15 protein-coding genes are annotated in these 15617 nt (G+C 70.7%); 9 read left to right on the forward strand and 6 right to left on the reverse strand.

Annotated features, from left to right (window positions below; all coding sequences use genetic code 11):
- The first annotated feature begins 56 nt into the window (after positions 1-56).
- Complete coding sequence (locus ICW72_RS12640; RefSeq protein WP_191083034.1) at positions 57-1631, forward strand: PAS domain-containing sensor histidine kinase; 1575 nt, start codon at positions 57-59, stop codon at positions 1629-1631.
- Between the two features lie 244 nt (positions 1632-1875).
- Positions 1876-4518 carry an HAD-IC family P-type ATPase gene (locus ICW72_RS12645; protein ID WP_191083035.1) on the forward strand — a complete coding sequence of 881 codons (2643 nt, stop codon included), beginning with the start codon at positions 1876-1878 and terminating at the stop codon, positions 4516-4518.
- Between the two features lie 10 nt (positions 4519-4528).
- Here the strand turns inward: ICW72_RS12645 and ICW72_RS12650 are convergent, their stop codons facing one another.
- The 4 genes from ICW72_RS12650 to ICW72_RS12665 all read right to left on the reverse strand — a co-directional run bounded on the left by ICW72_RS12650 (position 4529) and on the right by ICW72_RS12665 (position 7756).
- Entirely contained in the window at positions 4529-4819 is a 291-nt protein-coding gene (locus tag ICW72_RS12650) for a hypothetical protein (RefSeq protein ID WP_191083036.1), read from the reverse strand.
- 34 nt (positions 4820-4853) lie between these two features.
- Entirely contained in the window at positions 4854-5402 is a 549-nt protein-coding gene (locus tag ICW72_RS12655) for a phosphonate degradation HD-domain oxygenase (protein ID WP_191083037.1), read from the reverse strand.
- Between the two features lie 84 nt (positions 5403-5486).
- Positions 5487-6533, reverse strand: coding sequence for an ArsO family NAD(P)H-dependent flavin-containing monooxygenase (locus ICW72_RS12660; RefSeq protein ID WP_191083038.1), 1047 nt, complete (start codon positions 6531-6533; stop codon positions 5487-5489).
- Positions 6530-7756, reverse strand: a complete 1227-nt coding sequence (locus ICW72_RS12665; protein WP_191083039.1) for a pyridoxal phosphate-dependent decarboxylase family protein — start codon at positions 7754-7756, stop codon at positions 6530-6532. Before ICW72_RS12665 ends, ICW72_RS12660 begins: the two co-directional genes overlap by 4 nt.
- A gap of 57 nt (positions 7757-7813) precedes the next feature.
- On the opposite strand from ICW72_RS12665, the gene gnd reads away from it, so the two are divergent.
- From gnd to ICW72_RS12695, 6 genes are all read left to right on the forward strand, one after another.
- Complete coding sequence (gene gnd, locus ICW72_RS12670; RefSeq protein WP_191083040.1) at positions 7814-8770, forward strand: phosphogluconate dehydrogenase (NAD(+)-dependent, decarboxylating); 957 nt, start codon at positions 7814-7816, stop codon at positions 8768-8770.
- On the forward strand, positions 8767-9246 hold the full coding sequence (locus ICW72_RS12675; protein WP_191083041.1) for a gluconokinase: 480 nt from the start codon (positions 8767-8769) through the stop codon (positions 9244-9246). The genes gnd and ICW72_RS12675 overlap by 4 nt, the downstream gene beginning before the upstream one ends.
- A gap of 28 nt (positions 9247-9274) precedes the next feature.
- Positions 9275-10924: an AMP-binding protein gene (locus ICW72_RS12680; RefSeq protein WP_191083042.1), complete on the forward strand. Its 1650-nt coding sequence runs from the start codon at positions 9275-9277 to the stop codon at positions 10922-10924.
- A gap of 58 nt (positions 10925-10982) precedes the next feature.
- A complete protein-coding gene (locus ICW72_RS12685) occupies positions 10983-11699 on the forward strand; it encodes a ribonuclease activity regulator RraA (protein ID WP_191083043.1) in 717 nt (238 codons plus the stop codon).
- Positions 11700-11852: 153 nt separating this feature from the next.
- Positions 11853-12266, forward strand: a complete 414-nt coding sequence (locus ICW72_RS12690; protein WP_191083044.1) for a hypothetical protein — start codon at positions 11853-11855, stop codon at positions 12264-12266.
- A 5-nt stretch (positions 12267-12271) separates the two neighbouring features.
- Positions 12272-12673 (forward strand): acyl-CoA thioesterase, encoded by a 402-nt coding sequence (locus tag ICW72_RS12695; protein ID WP_191083045.1) that lies wholly within the window; start codon positions 12272-12274, stop codon positions 12671-12673.
- On the opposite strand, the gene ICW72_RS12700 is transcribed toward ICW72_RS12695, so the two are convergent.
- Positions 12670-13668, reverse strand: coding sequence for an asparaginase (locus ICW72_RS12700; RefSeq protein WP_191083046.1), 999 nt, complete (start codon positions 13666-13668; stop codon positions 12670-12672). The genes ICW72_RS12695 and ICW72_RS12700 overlap by 4 nt on opposite strands.
- On the reverse strand, positions 13665-14114 hold the full coding sequence (locus ICW72_RS12705) for a PaaI family thioesterase (protein WP_223880567.1): 450 nt from the start codon (positions 14112-14114) through the stop codon (positions 13665-13667). Before ICW72_RS12705 ends, ICW72_RS12700 begins: the two co-directional genes overlap by 4 nt.
- 87 nt (positions 14115-14201) lie before the next feature.
- Between ICW72_RS12705 and ICW72_RS12710 the strand changes: the two genes are divergently transcribed.
- Positions 14202-15467, forward strand: a complete 1266-nt coding sequence (locus tag ICW72_RS12710; protein ID WP_191083047.1) for a glycosyltransferase family 4 protein — start codon at positions 14202-14204, stop codon at positions 15465-15467.
- The last annotated feature ends 150 nt before the right edge of the window (positions 15468-15617 follow it).

The following is a 15617-nucleotide window of genomic DNA, read 5'->3' on the forward strand; positions in this document are numbered from 1 at the left end:
GTGCCTCAACGGCCCCCTCCCCGACCAACCCCTCGCCGGGTGGTGATGCCGCTGCGATGTCCAGCTTCGACCAGGCCCTGGCACCGCACATGGCACGCATCCTCGGCGCCATCGGGCAGCCGCTCTTCGCCACGGACAGCGAGGGCTGGCTCACCGCCTACAACCCGGCGGCGGCGGAGCTCTGGGGCTGGTCGCCGCCGCTTCGCACCACGCGCTGGTGCGGCAGCGATGCCGTCTTCGCCGCCGATGGCCAGCTCCTCGCCCCCGCGCAATACCCCGTGGCTCGCGCCCTGGCCGAGGGCCAGCCGATCCGCGGCGTGGACATCATCGCCCGTCGGCGGGATGGCGCGCGGGTGCCCCTTTCGGCCCATGCCAGCCCCTTCCATGACGCGGCGGGCAGCCTGCTTGGCGCGGTGGTGCTGCTGCTCGACACCTCCGCCCAGCGCCAGGCCGAGGCCCGCGCCCGCGTGGCCGCCGTGGCCAAGACACGCTTCCTCTCCGCCATGAGCCATGAGCTGCGCACACCCATCCACGGCATCATGGGCCTGACGGATCTTCTGGCCGCGGTGGCCGCGGAGGAGATGCCCCTCGGCGCCGAGGAACTGGGCTGGATTGACGACATCCGCACCGCCGCCCAGCAATTGCTGGGCCTGGTGGATGACGCGATCGGCTTCGCCCAGGCCTCCGTCGCCGCCGCGCGCCCCCAGCCGCCCCGCCGCTCCACCCTGCTGGGCAAGACCGTCTCCGATGTGGCCAGCACGGTGCAGCCCGCCTTCGCGCGGCGCGGCGTGGGCCTGACCCTCCAGGGCGCCCCCGGCGCGGCACCGGCCGCCCTCGACCCCGCCGCCGCGCGCCAGGCGCTGCTGGGCGTTCTGCGCGAGGTGCTGCGCCACATGCCCGATGGCGGCCAGGTGACGCTGGAGTGGGGCGCGGCGGCGGAGGAAGGCATCGCCTTCATCCATGTCGCCTGCCCCGGCCTGACCTTGGCGCCCGACCTGCTGGCCGAGCTGGACAACCCCTTCGCCGGCGCCGACCGCGACAGCCATGCCCGTGGGCTGGAAGGCGTGGGGCTTTCCGTTGCCGCCGCCGGGGAATTGCTGCGCGGCCATGGCGGGCAGCTCTTCATCCAGCGCGGGCACGAGGGCGCGCCGCCGGGCCTGCGCCTCACCATGCCCATGGCGCGCGAGGCCGCGCCGCCTCCGCCCACGCCGTCCGTCCCGCCCGCGCCCGTGCCCCGCGTGCTCGCCCAGGCCGGCTTCCCGCTGGAGCAGGTGGTGGCCGCCACGCAGGACATCATCCTGGTGACGGCGGCCGACCTCGACACGCCCGGCCCCACCATCGTCTATGTAAACCCTGCCTTCACCGAACTGACCGGCTACCCGGCGGAGGAGGTGCTGGGCCGCTCGCCCCGCCTGCTGCAAGGCCCCGGCACCGACCACGACGTGCTGCGCCGCGTGACCGAGGACCTGCACGCCGGCCTCGTCGCCCGCGCCACGGTGCTGAACTACGCGCGGGATGGCGCGCCCTATTGGGTGGAGATGCGGATCGTGCCGCTGCGCGACCGCCGCGGCGTCATCTCGCACTTCGCGGCCATCGAGCGGGTGGTGTCACAGGCCGCCCTGCCGGCCTAGAGCATGCTGCGTTCACATGCGTTCACGCAGCCTGCTCCAACCTTTGTTGAGAGCGGGATTCAGCGTTTTCGGTGATGCCACCTCAACGCATCCCGCTCCAGAGCATGCTGCGTTCACGCAGCCTGCTCCAACCTTTGTTGAGAGCGGGATTCAGCGTTTTCGGTGATTCCCCCTCAACGCATCCCGCTCTACGGCCTTGACCTGCCGCAACGGCGCCTGAACCCTGCCCGGCTAAGGGATTGCCATGCCGGAAGAAAACGCCACGCCTCCCCATGCCCTGACGCCAGATGCGGCGCTGCGCGCCCAGGCCACCACCCGCCAGGGCCTGGCCGCGCAGGAGGCGGCCGAGCGCCTGTCGCGCCACGGCCCCAACACCTTGCCCGAGGCGCCGGGGCGCGGCCCGCTGCTGCGCTTCGCCCTGCAATTCCATGACGCGCTGATCTATGTGCTGCTGGGCGCGGCCGTGCTGGCGCTGGTGCTGGGCCATCTGCTGGACGCGGCGGTGATCCTGGGCGTGGTGCTGATCAACGCCACCATCGGCTTCGTGCAGGAGGGCAAGGCCGCCCGCGCGCTGGACGCCATCCGCCGCATGATAGACCCCACCGCGCTCGTGCTGCGCGACGGCGCGCGCCAGCGCGTGCCCGCGGCCGAAATCGTCCCCGGCGATCTGGTGCTGCTGGAGGCCGGAGACCGCGTGCCGGCCGACCTGCGCCTGCTGCGCGCGAAAAGCCTGCGCCTGGACGAGGCCGCGCTGACCGGCGAATCCGTGCCGGTGGACAAGGATGTGGCGCCCCTCGCCCCCGAGACACCCCTGGCCGAGCGCAACTGCATGGCCTGGTCCGGCACGCTGGTCGCGGCCGGGGCGGGCATGGGTGTCGTCGTCGCCACGGGATCGGGCACGGAGCTCGGCCGCATCAGCGCGCTGCTGGGCCAGGTGGACACGCTGCAGACGCCGCTGCTGCGGCAGATGTCGCGCTTCGCCCGCCAGGTGACGGCGGCGATCCTGGCGCTATCGGCGGCGCTGCTGGCCTTCGCCATGCTGGTGCGCGCGCAGACGCTGGACGAGAGCTTCATGGCCGTGGTGGGCATGGCCGTGGCCGCCATCCCGGAAGGCCTGCCGGCCATGCTCACCATCACGCTGGCGCTCGGCGTGCGGCGCATGGCGGGGCGCCAGGCCATCATCCGCCAATTGCCGGCGGTGGAGACGCTGGGCGCCGTCGCCGTCATCTGCACCGACAAGACCGGCACGCTGACGCGCAACGAGATGGTGGCGACCAGCCTGCTCACGCCGAGCGGCGAATACACGGCCGCCGGCACCGGCTACGCCCCCACGGGCGAGGTCACGAAGGGCACGGCGCCGGTGCTGGCCGCCGACCATCCGGATTTGCTGGAACTGGTCCGCGCCGGGCTGCTCTGCAACGACGCGGAGCTGCGCGAGGTGGACGGCGCCTGGCGCGTGGAGGGCGACCCGATGGAGGGCGCGCTGCTGGCCCTGGCCCATCGCGCCGGGCTGGACCCGGAGCCCGAGCGCGCCGTCCGCCCCCGCCTCGACGAAATCCCCTTCGACAGCGCCCACCGCTTCATGGCGACGCTGCATGAGGGCGCGGATGTGGCCTATCTGAAAGGCGCGCCGGAACGGGTGCTGGATCTCTGCGCGCCAGACGGCACCGACTGGCACGCCCGCGCCGAAGCCCTGGCCGCGCGGGGCCAGCGCGTGCTGGCCTTCGCCGCCCTGCACGTCCCCTCGGGCGGGCTGCCCGCGCCCGACGCCCTGCCCGGCGGGGCGCGCCTGCTGGGCCTGGTGGGCTTCATAGATCCGCCCCGCCCCGAGGCGCTGGAGGCGGTGCGCGACGCCCGCGCCGCCGGCATCCGCGTGGTGATGATCACGGGCGACCATGCCGCGACGGCGCGCGAGATCGCCCGGCAGCTGGGCTTGGCGGAAGACCCCGTGGCCATGACCGGCCAGGAGCTGGACGCGCTGGACGAATCCGCCCTGCGCGAGGCCGCCTCCCGCGCCACGGTCTTCGCCCGCACCACGCCGGAGCACAAATTGCGCCTCGTCACCGCGCTCCAGGCCGAGGGGCTGACGGTGGCCATGACGGGCGATGGCGTGAATGACGCGCCGGCGCTGAAGCGCGCCGATGTGGGCGTCGCCATGGGCGCCAAGGGCACCGAGGCCGCCAAGCAGGCCGCCGACATGGTGCTGGCCGATGACAATTTCGCCTCCATCGTGGCGGCGGTGCGCGAGGGGCGCACCGTCTATGACAACATCCGCAAGGTGATCCGCTGGACGCTGCCCACCAATGGCGGCCAGGCCATGACCATCCTCGCCGCCATCGCGGTGGGGATGACGCTGCCCATCACCCCCGTGCAGATCCTGTGGGTGAACATGGTCTGCGCCGTGGCGCTCGGCACGCCGCTGGCCTTCGAGCCGACCGAGCCGGGCACCATGCGCCGCCCGCCCCGCCCGCGCGGCGAACCCCTGCTGACGGGCGATCTCGTGTGGCGCATCGCCTTCACCGCGCTGCTGATGGCGGGCGGGGCCTTCGGCGTCTTCTTCTGGGCCAAGGCGCAGGGGCTGCCGCTGGAGGTGGCGCGCACCATGGTGGTGAACGGCATCGTGGTCATGCAGATCGCCTACCTGTTCAGCGTCCGCTACGTGCATGGCAGTTCGCTGACCTGGGAGGGGGTGCTGGGCACGCCGGCCGTGCTGGCCGGCCTGGCCACGGCCATCACCGCCCAGCTGGCGCTGACCTATCTGCCGCCCTTCCAGCTGCTGTTCGAGACGGCGCCGCTGGGCTGGCGCGAGGGCGCCATCGTGCTGGGGATGGGTGTCGTCCTGCTGCTGGTGGTGGAGGCGGAGAAGCGGCTGCGGCCCGGGCGGTGAACCTTGCGCCTCAATAACGCGGGCGCGGCGGATTGATCTGCCGCTCCAGCAGGATTTGCGGCGGGGGCATGTAGGGCGGCCAGGGGCTTTGCGGGCGGAGTTCCTGGCTGGGGCAGCTGGGGCGCAGCGTGCCGCAATCCCAGCGGTAGCCATCCGGCAGCCCCGTCAGGCTGCCGCCGCGTTCGAAGCGGCACTCGCACATGCGCCCGGCCTGGCAGGAGACGGTGCCAAGCCGCGCCGCGTCACAGACGGGCTGGGCGAAGGCCGGGGTGGCGAGAAGCAGCAGGAGAAGCGCGCGCATCCGCGCAGCATGCGCGCGCAAAGCTGAAGAAAAATTACCCGCGCAGGCAGCGCCGCACCGCCGGCATGAAATGCGCCACGGGCGGCGTTTCCAGCCCCTTCACCTTCGCCTGTTCGTCATAGCGGCGCAGCTGCACGGCCTCGGCATATTGCGGCAGGGCCTCGAATGCCGCGACCTCCTCGGCCGACATCGGGCCGCCCTGCAATTCCAGGCTGCGGACGCTGTCGGGGGCGAGCTTGGCGAAGTAATCCGCCTCCTTGGCGCAGAGATAGCGCTTGGCGGCGACGTGCAGCCGCACCGGCTCCGTCACCTCCGGCCCGAAATGCGCGGCGAGGAATTCCTGCCCCACCTCCTCATGCCGGTCGTCAATGCCGCGTTCGGCGGGGTTCTCGCCCAGATGATGCACCATGTGGCCGATGTCGTGCAGCAGGGCGGCGACGACCAGCGCCTCGGGCTGGCCCTCGCGCTCGGCCAGCCAGGCGGCCTGGAGGGCGTGCTGCTGCTGGTTCACGCCGCTGAGGCCATAGGCGCCATTGGCGTTGTGTTCGAGCAGGCGCTGGATGTCGCTGGCGATGTCGGTCATGGCTGGCCCTTCACGAGAATTCCTCCGGATGTCTAGGCACCTCGCATGACGCGGCGATGACAGGCGCATGCCCGGCGCATGACATCACCCCGCGATCCCACGCGCCACCGCCCGCGCCGCGCGCGTGACACCGGCCAGCGTGGCGGAGGCCATGCCCGTCCAGTCGCCATAGCCCAGCAGCCAGAGGCGGGGTTCCGCAAGGCTGCGCCCTTCCGCGTCCACCCGCACCAGCCCATCCGCCTCGACCACGCCCAGCGGCACCACGTGCGACAGGGCGGGGCGGAAGCCGGTGCACCAGATGATGGCGTCGGCCGGGATGCGCGTGCCATCGGGCCATACCGCCGCCTCCGCCTCCAGCCGCGCGAAGGGCGGGCGCGAGACCAGCACGCCGCGCGCCCGCGCCTCGCGCACCGGCGGCACGGCCACGATGTTGCCCAGGCCGCCCAGCTGCGGCGGCGGTGGCTTGCCCTCGCGCTCGGCCTGCCAGCGGGCGGTGGCGCGTTCGAACAGCACGCGTCCGTCCACGTCATCGGGCAGGAAGACGGGGTCGCGCTCCGTGATCCAGGTGCAGCTTGCGGCGTGGCGCGAGACCTCGGCCAGGATCTGCGCGCCGGAATTGCCGCCGCCCACCACCAGCACGGATTGCCCGGCGAAGGGCTCCGGCCGGCGGTAATGGGCGGAATGGAGCTGCACGCCACGGAATTCCGCGCGGCCGGGCAGGTCGGGGATGAAGGGCGCGGCCCAGGTGCCGGTGGCGCTGATGACGTGACGGGCCTGGGCCGTGGCGCCCTCGGCCTCCACCACCAGCGCCTCCGTGCCGGCGCGCACCGCCGTCACGCGGCGCGGGCGGCGCACTGGAAGGGAATAGCGCGCCTCATAGGCCGCGAGATACGCCACCACCGCATCGCGCGGCGGATAGCCGCCGCCCTCCGGCGCCGGCATGGGCCAACCGGGCAGGGAGGAATGCGCGGCAGGCGAGAACAGCGTCAGCGAATCCCAGGCGCGCGGCCAGGCGCCGCCTGGTGTTTCGCCCTCATCCCAGATCTCGAAGGAAAGAGCGGTGCGGCGGAGGAAATACCCCGCCGCCAGCCCCGCCTGCCCGCCCCCGATGACGAGGACGTCCAGCTTCAATAGGCGCGCCCAGCGGCCATCTCCGGCGCCGCCCCCTCCCGCGCCTCGGCCACGGCGGCGCGCAGGTCGGCGAGGTATTCCTCCGCCACCTCCGCGTGCAGCGGGTTGAGGTGGAGGTGGATGCCATCCGGCTCCGCCTGGCGCGACACCAGCCAGCCGCGCCCATCCATCGCCGTCGCGATGCGGCCGATGGCCAGCGCCTTGTCCGTGCTGCGATAGACGATGATGGCGTGATTGCCCGGCAGCACCTCCAGCCCCGGAATGGCGGCCACGCCGGCGGCGATGGTGGCGCGCGCGTCCATGATGCGCCGCGCGCAGTCGAGGTAGCCGGCCTCGCCCAGATGCATCATCACCGCCCAGGCCGCCGCCACCGCGCCGCCAGGCCGCGTGCCCTGCGCGGTGTAGGCGGCATAGGTGCCGCGCGCCCAGGCGCTGCTCTCGAAGCGGTGGTGCTGACGCAGCGCGGCGTCGCGCACCAGCAGCAGCGAGGCGCCCTTGGGCGCCATGCCGTGCTTGTGGATGTCCGCGCTGATGGAGGTGACGCCGGGCACCGAGAAGTCCCATGCCGGCACATCCGCGCCCAGCTTCGACAGGAAGGGGTTGAGGAAGCCGCCCACGCAGGCATCCACATGCAGCCAGAGATCATGCTGTTGCGCGAGTTGACCCAGCGCCTCGATGCGATCAATCCCGCCGAAGGGGTAGTTGGGCGCGGAACCGACCAGCGCGATGGTGTCGTAGTCCACCGCCGCCGCCATCGCCATCACGTCGCTGCGGCGTTCGCGGTCCACCGCCACGCGGCGCACCTCTATGCCGAGATACCAGGCGGCGCGGTCGAAGGTGAGGTGCGCCGTGTCCGGGATCACGATGTTGGGGTTGGATTTCCCCGCGCGCTCCCGCGCCGCCAGCAATGCGAGAAAAATGCTCTCGCTGCCGCCGGAGGTGAAGCTGCCCGCCGCCCCCTCGGGCGCGTGCATGAGGGAGAGCGCCATCTCCACCACCTCGCCCTCCAGCTTCGCGAGGGAGGGGAAGGCCCGCTGGCCGAGATTGTTCTCGGTCCAGAAGGTCATGTAGGCCTCCTGCTGGAGGCGCTCCAGCGCCTCGTCCAGGTAATAGAAGAACACCGCCAGCCGGCCGCGCCGCCAGGAATAGTCGCGGGACTTCGCCTCCTGCAGGGCCTGCTTCAGGGCGGGCCAGTCCTGGCCTTGGGCGGGCAATGCGCGCATTGGCTTTCCTCCTCTTTGCCGGCATCACATCATGCGGAGAACGGCGGGGGAAGCGCGATGCGCCTGGGAATGGTCGGTTTGGGACGGATGGGGGCCAACCTGCTGCGGCGGGCCATGCGCGCGGGCATCCCGGGCGCGGGCTTCGACCGCGACGCGGCGGCGGTGGCGGCGGTGGTGGCGGAGGGCGCCGAGGGTGCGGACAGCCTGGCCGCGCTGGTGGCGGCCCTGCCCGCCCCGCGCCTCGTCTGGGTGATGCTGCCCGCGGGCGAGCCCACGGAGGCCGCGCTGCGCGAACTCCACAGCCTGCTCTCGCCCGGCGACGTGGTGATCGAGGGCGGCAACTCCTTCTGGAAGGACAGCGCCCGCCGCGCGGCCGAGGCGCGCGCGCATGGGCTGCACTACCTCGACATCGGCACCTCCGGCGGCGTCTGGGGGCTGGAGCGCGGCTATTGCCTAATGATCGGCGGCGAAGCGGAGGTGGTGGCGCGGCTCGACCCCCTCTTCGTCGCCCTCGCCCCCGGCGAGGCCGCCGCATCCCCGACGCCCGGCCGCGCCGGAGACCCGCGCCCGCCGCGCGGCTATGTGCATTGCGGCCCCAACGGCGCGGGGCACTACGCCAAGATGGTCCATAACGGGATCGAATACGGGATGATGCAGGCCATGGCCGAGGGGCTGGACCTGCTGCGCCGCGCCCCCGCGCCCCTGGACTTTGCCCTCGAGGACGTGACCGAGGCCTGGCGCCGCGGCAGCGTCGTGGCCTCCTGGCTGCTGGACCTGACGGCCCAGGCCCTGGCGCAGGACCCGGACCTGTCCACCTATTCCGGCCGTGTGGGCGACAGCGGCGAGGGGCGCTGGACGGTGGACACGGCCGTGGAGAACGGCGTGCCCGTGCCCGTGCTGGCCGCCAGCCTCTTCGCCCGCTTCCGCAGCCGGGGCGAGGAGAATTTCGCCGACAAGGCGCTGAGCGCGATGCGGAAGGGCTTCGGGGGGCATCTTGAGCCGCCCAAGCCATGACTCGTCGGCTGCTGGTGATGGGCGTCTCCGGCTCGGGAAAATCCAGCTTCGGCGCCGCGCTCGCCGAGGCGCTGTCCCTCCCCTTCGCCGATGCGGACGCCTTCCACCCGCCCGCCAACATCGCGAAGATGAAGGCCGGCACGCCGCTGACCGACGAGGACCGCTGGCCCTGGCTCGACGCGTTGGGCGCCTGGCTGGCGGCGCAACCCGGCGTGGTGGCGTGCTCGGCGCTCAAGCGCGCCTATCGCGACCGGCTGCGCCAGGCCGCGCCGAGCCTGCGCCTGATCTACCTTGAAGGCGCGCCGGCGCTCATCGCCGCCCGGCAATCGGCCCGCCCCGGCCATTTCATGCCGGCCAGCCTGATGGCCAGCCAGTTCGCCACCCTCGAACCCCCGGGCGCCGAGGAAAACCCCCTGGTGCTGGACGTGGCCGAACCGCTGGAACGACTCATCGCGCGGGCCCAAGAATCCCTGTAGAATCGCATCAAATCCCAGGGAGGGCCGAATGGCCGACAGCTACGTCCATGGCGCCTCGTCCACGCCCCTGTTCGGCGAGACGATCGGCACGCATTTCACCCGCGCGGCGCGGCAATTCGCCGACCGCCCGGCCCTCATCGTTCGCCACCAGGGCGTGCGCTGGACCTATGGGGAAATGCTGCGCCGCGCCGAGGATGTGGCCGCCAACCTGCTGGCACTCGGCCTCAAGCCCGGCGACCGCATCGGCATCTGGTCGCCCAACAACAGCGAATGGGCCCTGACGCAATACGCCACCGCGCTGGCGGGGCTGATCCTGGTGAACATCAACCCGGCCTATCGGCTGACGGAAGTCGAATACGCGCTGAACAAGGCGGGTTGCGCCGCCATCATCACGGCCACGCGCTTCAAGACCTCCGAATACGTCACCATGCTGGAGGTGCTGGGGGCGGAGAAACTGCCCCTGCTGCGCCACCGCATCCAGATCGGCGCCGAGACCCACAAGGGCTACCTGAATTTCTCCGCGCTGATGGAGCCGGCCAGCGACGCCGCCCGCGCGCATCTGCATGAGGTCTCGGCCACGCTGCAATGCGACGACCCCATCAACATCCAATTCACCTCCGGCACCACCGGCGCGCCGAAGGGCGCCACGCTGACGCACCACAACATCCTGAACAACGGCTTCTTCATCGGCGAGGCGCAGCGCTTCACCGAGCAGGACGTGGTGTGCATCCCGGTGCCGCTCTACCACTGCTTCGGCATGGTGCTGGGCAACCTCGCCTGCACCACGCATGGCGCCGCCATCGTCTATCCCGGCGAGGGCTTCGACCCGCTGGCCACGCTGGAGGCCGTGCAGGCGGAACGCTGCACCGCCCTCTACGGCGTGCCCACCATGTTCATCGCGCAGCTCAACCACCCGGACTTCGCCAAGTTCGACCTGACGACGCTGCGCACCGGCATCATGGCGGGCTCGCCCTGCCCCATTGAGGTGATGCGCCGCGCCATCAACGACATGCACATGCGCGAGGTCACCATCGCCTATGGCATGACCGAGACCAGCCCCGTCAGCTTCCAGTCCAGCACGACGGACAGCATCGAGCGCCGCGTCTCCACCGTCGGCCGCATCCACCCGCATGTGGAGGTGAAGATCGTGGACGCGGAGGGCCGCATCGTGCCGCGCGGCACGCCGGGCGAACTCTGCACCCGCGGCTATTCGGTGATGCAGGGCTATTGGGGCGACCCCGAGCGTACGGCGGAAGCGATCGACGCCGCGCGCTGGATGCACACCGGGGACCTGGCCGTGATCGACGAGGAGGGCTTCTGCAACATCGTCGGCCGCATCAAGGACCTCGTCATCCGCGGCGGCGAGAATATCTACCCGCGCGAGGTGGAGGAATTCCTCTTCCGCCACCCCAAGGTGGCCGAGGTGCAGGTGGTGGGCGTGCCCGACACCAAGTTCGGCGAGGAGCTCTGCGCCTGGATCCGCCTCAAGCCCGGCGAGAGCGCGACGGCGGAAGAGATCCGCGCCTACTGCCAGGGCCAGATCGCCCACTACAAGATTCCCCGCTACGTGAAGTTCGTTGAGGAATTCCCGATGACCGTCACCGGCAAGGTGCAGAAATTCCTGATGCGCGAACGCATGATCGAGGAGCTGGGCCTCGTGGTGGAAAAGACCGCCTGATTGACGCAGCGGCCGGGCGGGCGGAAAACCGGCGCGAATTCGCACCGGAGCCCGCCCCATGCCGCTTTCGCCCGAGACCAAGTCCGCGCTGGAGAAGATCACCACCGCGACGCTGACCACCGTGCTGCTGAAGAAGGGGCTGCGCTCCGTCTGGATGCGCGGCGCCGCGCCCTTCACCCCGGCCGCGCAAGGCAAGCGCCTGGTGGGCGAGGCCTTCACGCTGCGCTTCGTCCCCGCGCGCGAGGACCTGGCCACCCCCGCCTCCTGGTCCAACCCCATCTCCACCCGCGCCGCCATCGAGGCGATGCCCGAGGGCGTGATCGCGGTGGCCGACGCCATGGGCGTCACGGATGCCGGCATCTTCGGGGACATCCTCTGCGCGCGGCTGGCCAAGCGCGGCGTCACCGCCCTGGTGACCGACGGCGCGGTGCGTGACGTGGCGGGCGTGAACTCCACCGGCCTGCCCGTGTGGTGCGCCGGCGGCGCGGCCCCGCCCTCCGTCGCCAGCCTCACCTTCGTGGCTTGGCAGGAGCCCATCGGCTGCGGCGGCGTGGCCGTGTTCCCCGGTGACATCATCGTGGCCGATGCCGATGGCTGCGTGCTGATCCCGGCCGACATCGTGGACGCCGTGACCACCGAGGCGATCGAGCAGGAGCGCCTGGAAGGCTGGATCATGAAGCAGGTGGATGCGGGCATGGCCCTGCCCGGCCTCTACCCGGCCAATGCCGAGAACAAGGCGCGCTACGAGGCGGACAAGGCCGCTGGCCGCGCCTGACGGCGCGGGGGGCCGCTGGCCGCGCCTGACGGCGCGGGGGGCCGCTGGCCGCGCCTGAAGGCGCGGGGGCGGCTGGCGATGCCAGACGTTACCCTAGCTTTCCAGTAAGGGAATCCTGGGTAACATGACGGCGTCATCGGGTAGGAAACGACCATGAAGCAGCTCATCGCCGCCGGGGTTCTCGCCGCCTCCACCCTGCTCGCGGCCTGCGTGCCGCAGCAGGGGCCCACCGTGGTCCAGCCCGTCTATGTGGCACCGGTGCAGCAACAGGTGGTGCCCTTTCGGCCCGCCCCCGGCTGTGACACGCGCTTCCGCATCGCCAACCAGTCGGGCCTGACGGTGCGCGAACTGTATTTCAGCCCGTCGGCCATCAATGCCTGGGGGCGTGACCAACTGGGCAGCTCCATGCTGCCGCCCGGCCGCTTCGTGAACTACCAGGCCGCCAACGCCACCCGCTACGACTTCCGCGTGGTGTGGGTGAATGGCCGCGCGGCGGAGCTGCGGGGCGTGAACATCTGCGCCGCCAGCCAGGTGACCATCCGCAATGGCGGGCTGAGCGCGTTCTGACCGGCATGCGGAGCGAATATCCCTTCTGGACGGAAGAAAAGCTCCGCATCCAGGACACCGACTTCAACGGGCATGTGAACAACGCCTCCATCGCGGCGTTGTGCGAGGCCGGGCGCGGCGACATCATCTGCGCCGTTTCCGGCCTGCCGCACGAACGCGGCATGGCGTCGGCCTTGCGGAAGGTGTCCATCGAATACCTGGCCGAGATCTTCTATCCCGGCCAGGTGCGCATCGGCAGCGCCATCGCGCGGGTGGGGAATTCCTCCATCACCATCGCGCAGGGGCTGTTCAAGGATGAGACCTGCTTCGCCACGGCCGAAAGCGTGATCGTGTTCATCGACCGCGAGACGCGCCGCCCCGCGCCCATGCCGGAGGCCTGGCGCGCGGGGTATTCCAGGCTCGGCTAATACTTTTCGAAGATCGCGTTCAGCCCCGCCACATCCTTCGTCACCGTCAGCCCCAGCATCAACAGGATGCGCGCCTTCTGCGGGTTGAGGTTGTCAGCGTTCACGAAGCCCGGCTCGCGCATGCGGGTGGTGTAGAACATCCGCCCCGACCCCGCCCGCGTGCTGGCCGCCACCGCCACGCCGCCGGCCATGACGCGGGTGAAGGCCTCGGCCATCTCGGGCGTCACGAAGGAAGGCGCGAAGCCGGCCGAGACCAGCCCCTCCGCCCCCGCCGCCACGAAGGCGTCCACCGCCGCGCCATCGGCGCCGCCATAGCAATAGACGATGTCCACCCGCGGCAGGCTTTCCCGCCCCGCCACGTCGAATTCGGTGGCCTTGCCCACCGGCCGCAGCGGGCGGCGATACCAGGCGATCTTGTCGGCGTCGGCATGGCCCAGGCAGCCGAAATCCGGGCTGCGGAAGGTCTGCAGCCGGCTGGTGCTGGTCTTGGTCACCTCGCGCGCCGCATGGATCTCGTCATTCAGCAGCACCAGCGCACCGAGGCCCCGCGCGCCTGGATCACCCGCCACGCGGCAGGCATTGGCGAGGTTCATCCCCGCATCGGAGGAGAGGCCGGAGGAAGGCCGCTGCGCCCCCACCACCACCACCGGAATGTCCAGCTTCACGGTCAGCGAGAGGAAATACGCCGTCTCCTCGAGCGAGGCCGTGCCATGGGTCACCACGATGCCGTCCAGCTCCGGCATGTCCGCCACCGCCTGGTGGCAGGCCCGCACCAGCTCCAGCCATTGCACCGGCCCGATGGCGGTGGAGGGCAGGGCGGAGAATTTCACCGGGCGCACATCCGCGACCTGCGCGATTTGTGGCCAATAATCGAGCAACTGCTGCGCATTCATGATGCGCCCGTGCCGCCCGTAATCAATGATGTCGAAAGGATCTTCCCCGAGGGAAGAGATGGTGCCGCCCGTGCCGATCAGCGCAATCTTGGGTCGTGTCATTCGGTGCGTGCCTCTATGATGGAAGTGGTCAGACGGGACACGCAAGAAAGATGCCCGTCGCCGCGCCGCAGCTCGATGTTCCACACATGCACACTGCGTCCGATCCGGACGGGAGTACAGCGACCACGGACCACATCTCCTTTCGGAACAGGGCGAAGATGATTGGCGTTGACTTCAAGCCCGACGGCGATGAAACCAGGCTCGCAGGCCATCAGGGAGGCCAGGCTGCCCAGTGTCTCCGCCAGCACCACCGAGACGCCGCCATGGATCATGCCGAAGGGCTGAACGTGTCGTTCATCGACAGGTATTTCGCCCAGAATGTAATCAGGGCCGATTTCGGTCACACGAATGCCAAGATAGCCGTTTACGGTGCCTGTGGCTCGGGCAGTGATATGTTCGATAGTGGTTGGCTGACGCCAGATGCTCATTTTTTCGTCATCCTTCATTTGCGAAGCCCCTGAAATATGCTCCGCGCCTTACGCATTGCGTAAACGATCTCTTTCCAAAATTGCAAAAATGGGGACAATCGAGCCGTGCATATCGTCCTCGACATCTCGCGCCTGCTGGGGCTCGCATGGCATGGACAGCCGAGCGGCGTGGACCGCGTCGAGATCGCACATGCGCGGCATTGGCGTGCCCTGCCCGAAAGCCGCGTCACCTTCGTCGCGCAGTCGCCCTGGGGATGGTTCGCGGCCCTGCCGGACGGTTTCGCGCGCTCGCTGCTGACCGAGGCCGACGCGGTGGTCGCGCCGGGCAAGGAGGGCGGGCTCGCGCGGTTCCGGGCCATGGCCGCGGCGGCGCTGTCGCGTCGGCTCTGGGGCGGCGGGCGCTGGGCGCTGGCGCAGCGCCTCGGCCAGAAGAAGGACAGCGTCTTCCTCGTCACCTCGCACCGGGCGGTTCACAAGGAGGGCGCGATCGCGGGCGTGGTGGCCGCCGGCGCGCGATTCGTGCCCATGCTGCATGACCTGATCCCGCTCGGCTTTCCCGAGTATTGCCGCCCGCACTCCACTGTTCAACATGCCCAGCGCCTGCGCGTGATCTCCGCCCTCGCGGCCGGGGTCATCACGCCCACCAGGCATGTCGCGCTGCAATTCCATACCCGCCTGCGCGAGGCGGGGCTCGCCCAGCCGCCGGTGCAGGCGGTGGGCCTCGGGCTTGATTTGCCGAACGCCGCCCTCCCCATGCCCGAAACCCCGCGCGCCGCGCCCTATGTCGTGATGGTCGGCACCATCGAGCCGCGGAAGAACCACCTCCTCGCGCTGCAGATGTGGCGGCAATTTGCGCGGGAGGGGCAGCCGGGCACCCCCCGGCTTCGCATCATCGGCCGCCGCGGCTGGGACAATGAGGACGTGTTCCGCATGCTGGAGCGCGTGGATTTCGGCGGGCTGGTCGAGGAATGCGGCCGCCTGCCGGACCCCGAGGTGGCACGGCTGGTCCGTGGCGCCGCGGCCCTGCTCTCGCCCAGCTTCGCCGAGGGCTATGGCATCCCCGTCGCCGAGGCGCTGGCCTGTGGCACGCCCGTCATCGCCTCCGACATTCCGCCGGCGCGGGAGGTGGGCGGCCATGTGCCGGAATTCTTCCACCCGCTCGACTTCCACGGCTGGTCCGGGGCGGTGCGCGCCCTGGCCGAGCCGGGCAATGCCCGTCGCCAGGCGCAGTTGCAGCGCCTGACCCAGTGGCGCATGCCCAGCTGGAGCGACCATTTCCGCGAAACGGAGCGTTTCCTGGACCGCCTCTGCGGCCGCGAGCCGCGCCCCGAGGTGCAGGAACGGGCGCTCGCCACGCTTTTGCAGGAATAACGATGCCGGCGCAGGGGGCCTCGCGGCCCGCAACTCCAAGCCCTGGCATAGTGCTTCACCCGCGCGCGACATATCTTTGGTTGATTTTCCGGGGTCGTTTCTTTCATCGCGATTTCATGTGTTGTAACATGATATCTCGCGGCACCGCCG

This window comes from Roseococcus microcysteis, from assembly GCF_014764365.1.
GTDB lineage: Bacteria > Pseudomonadota > Alphaproteobacteria > Acetobacterales > Acetobacteraceae > Roseococcus > Roseococcus microcysteis.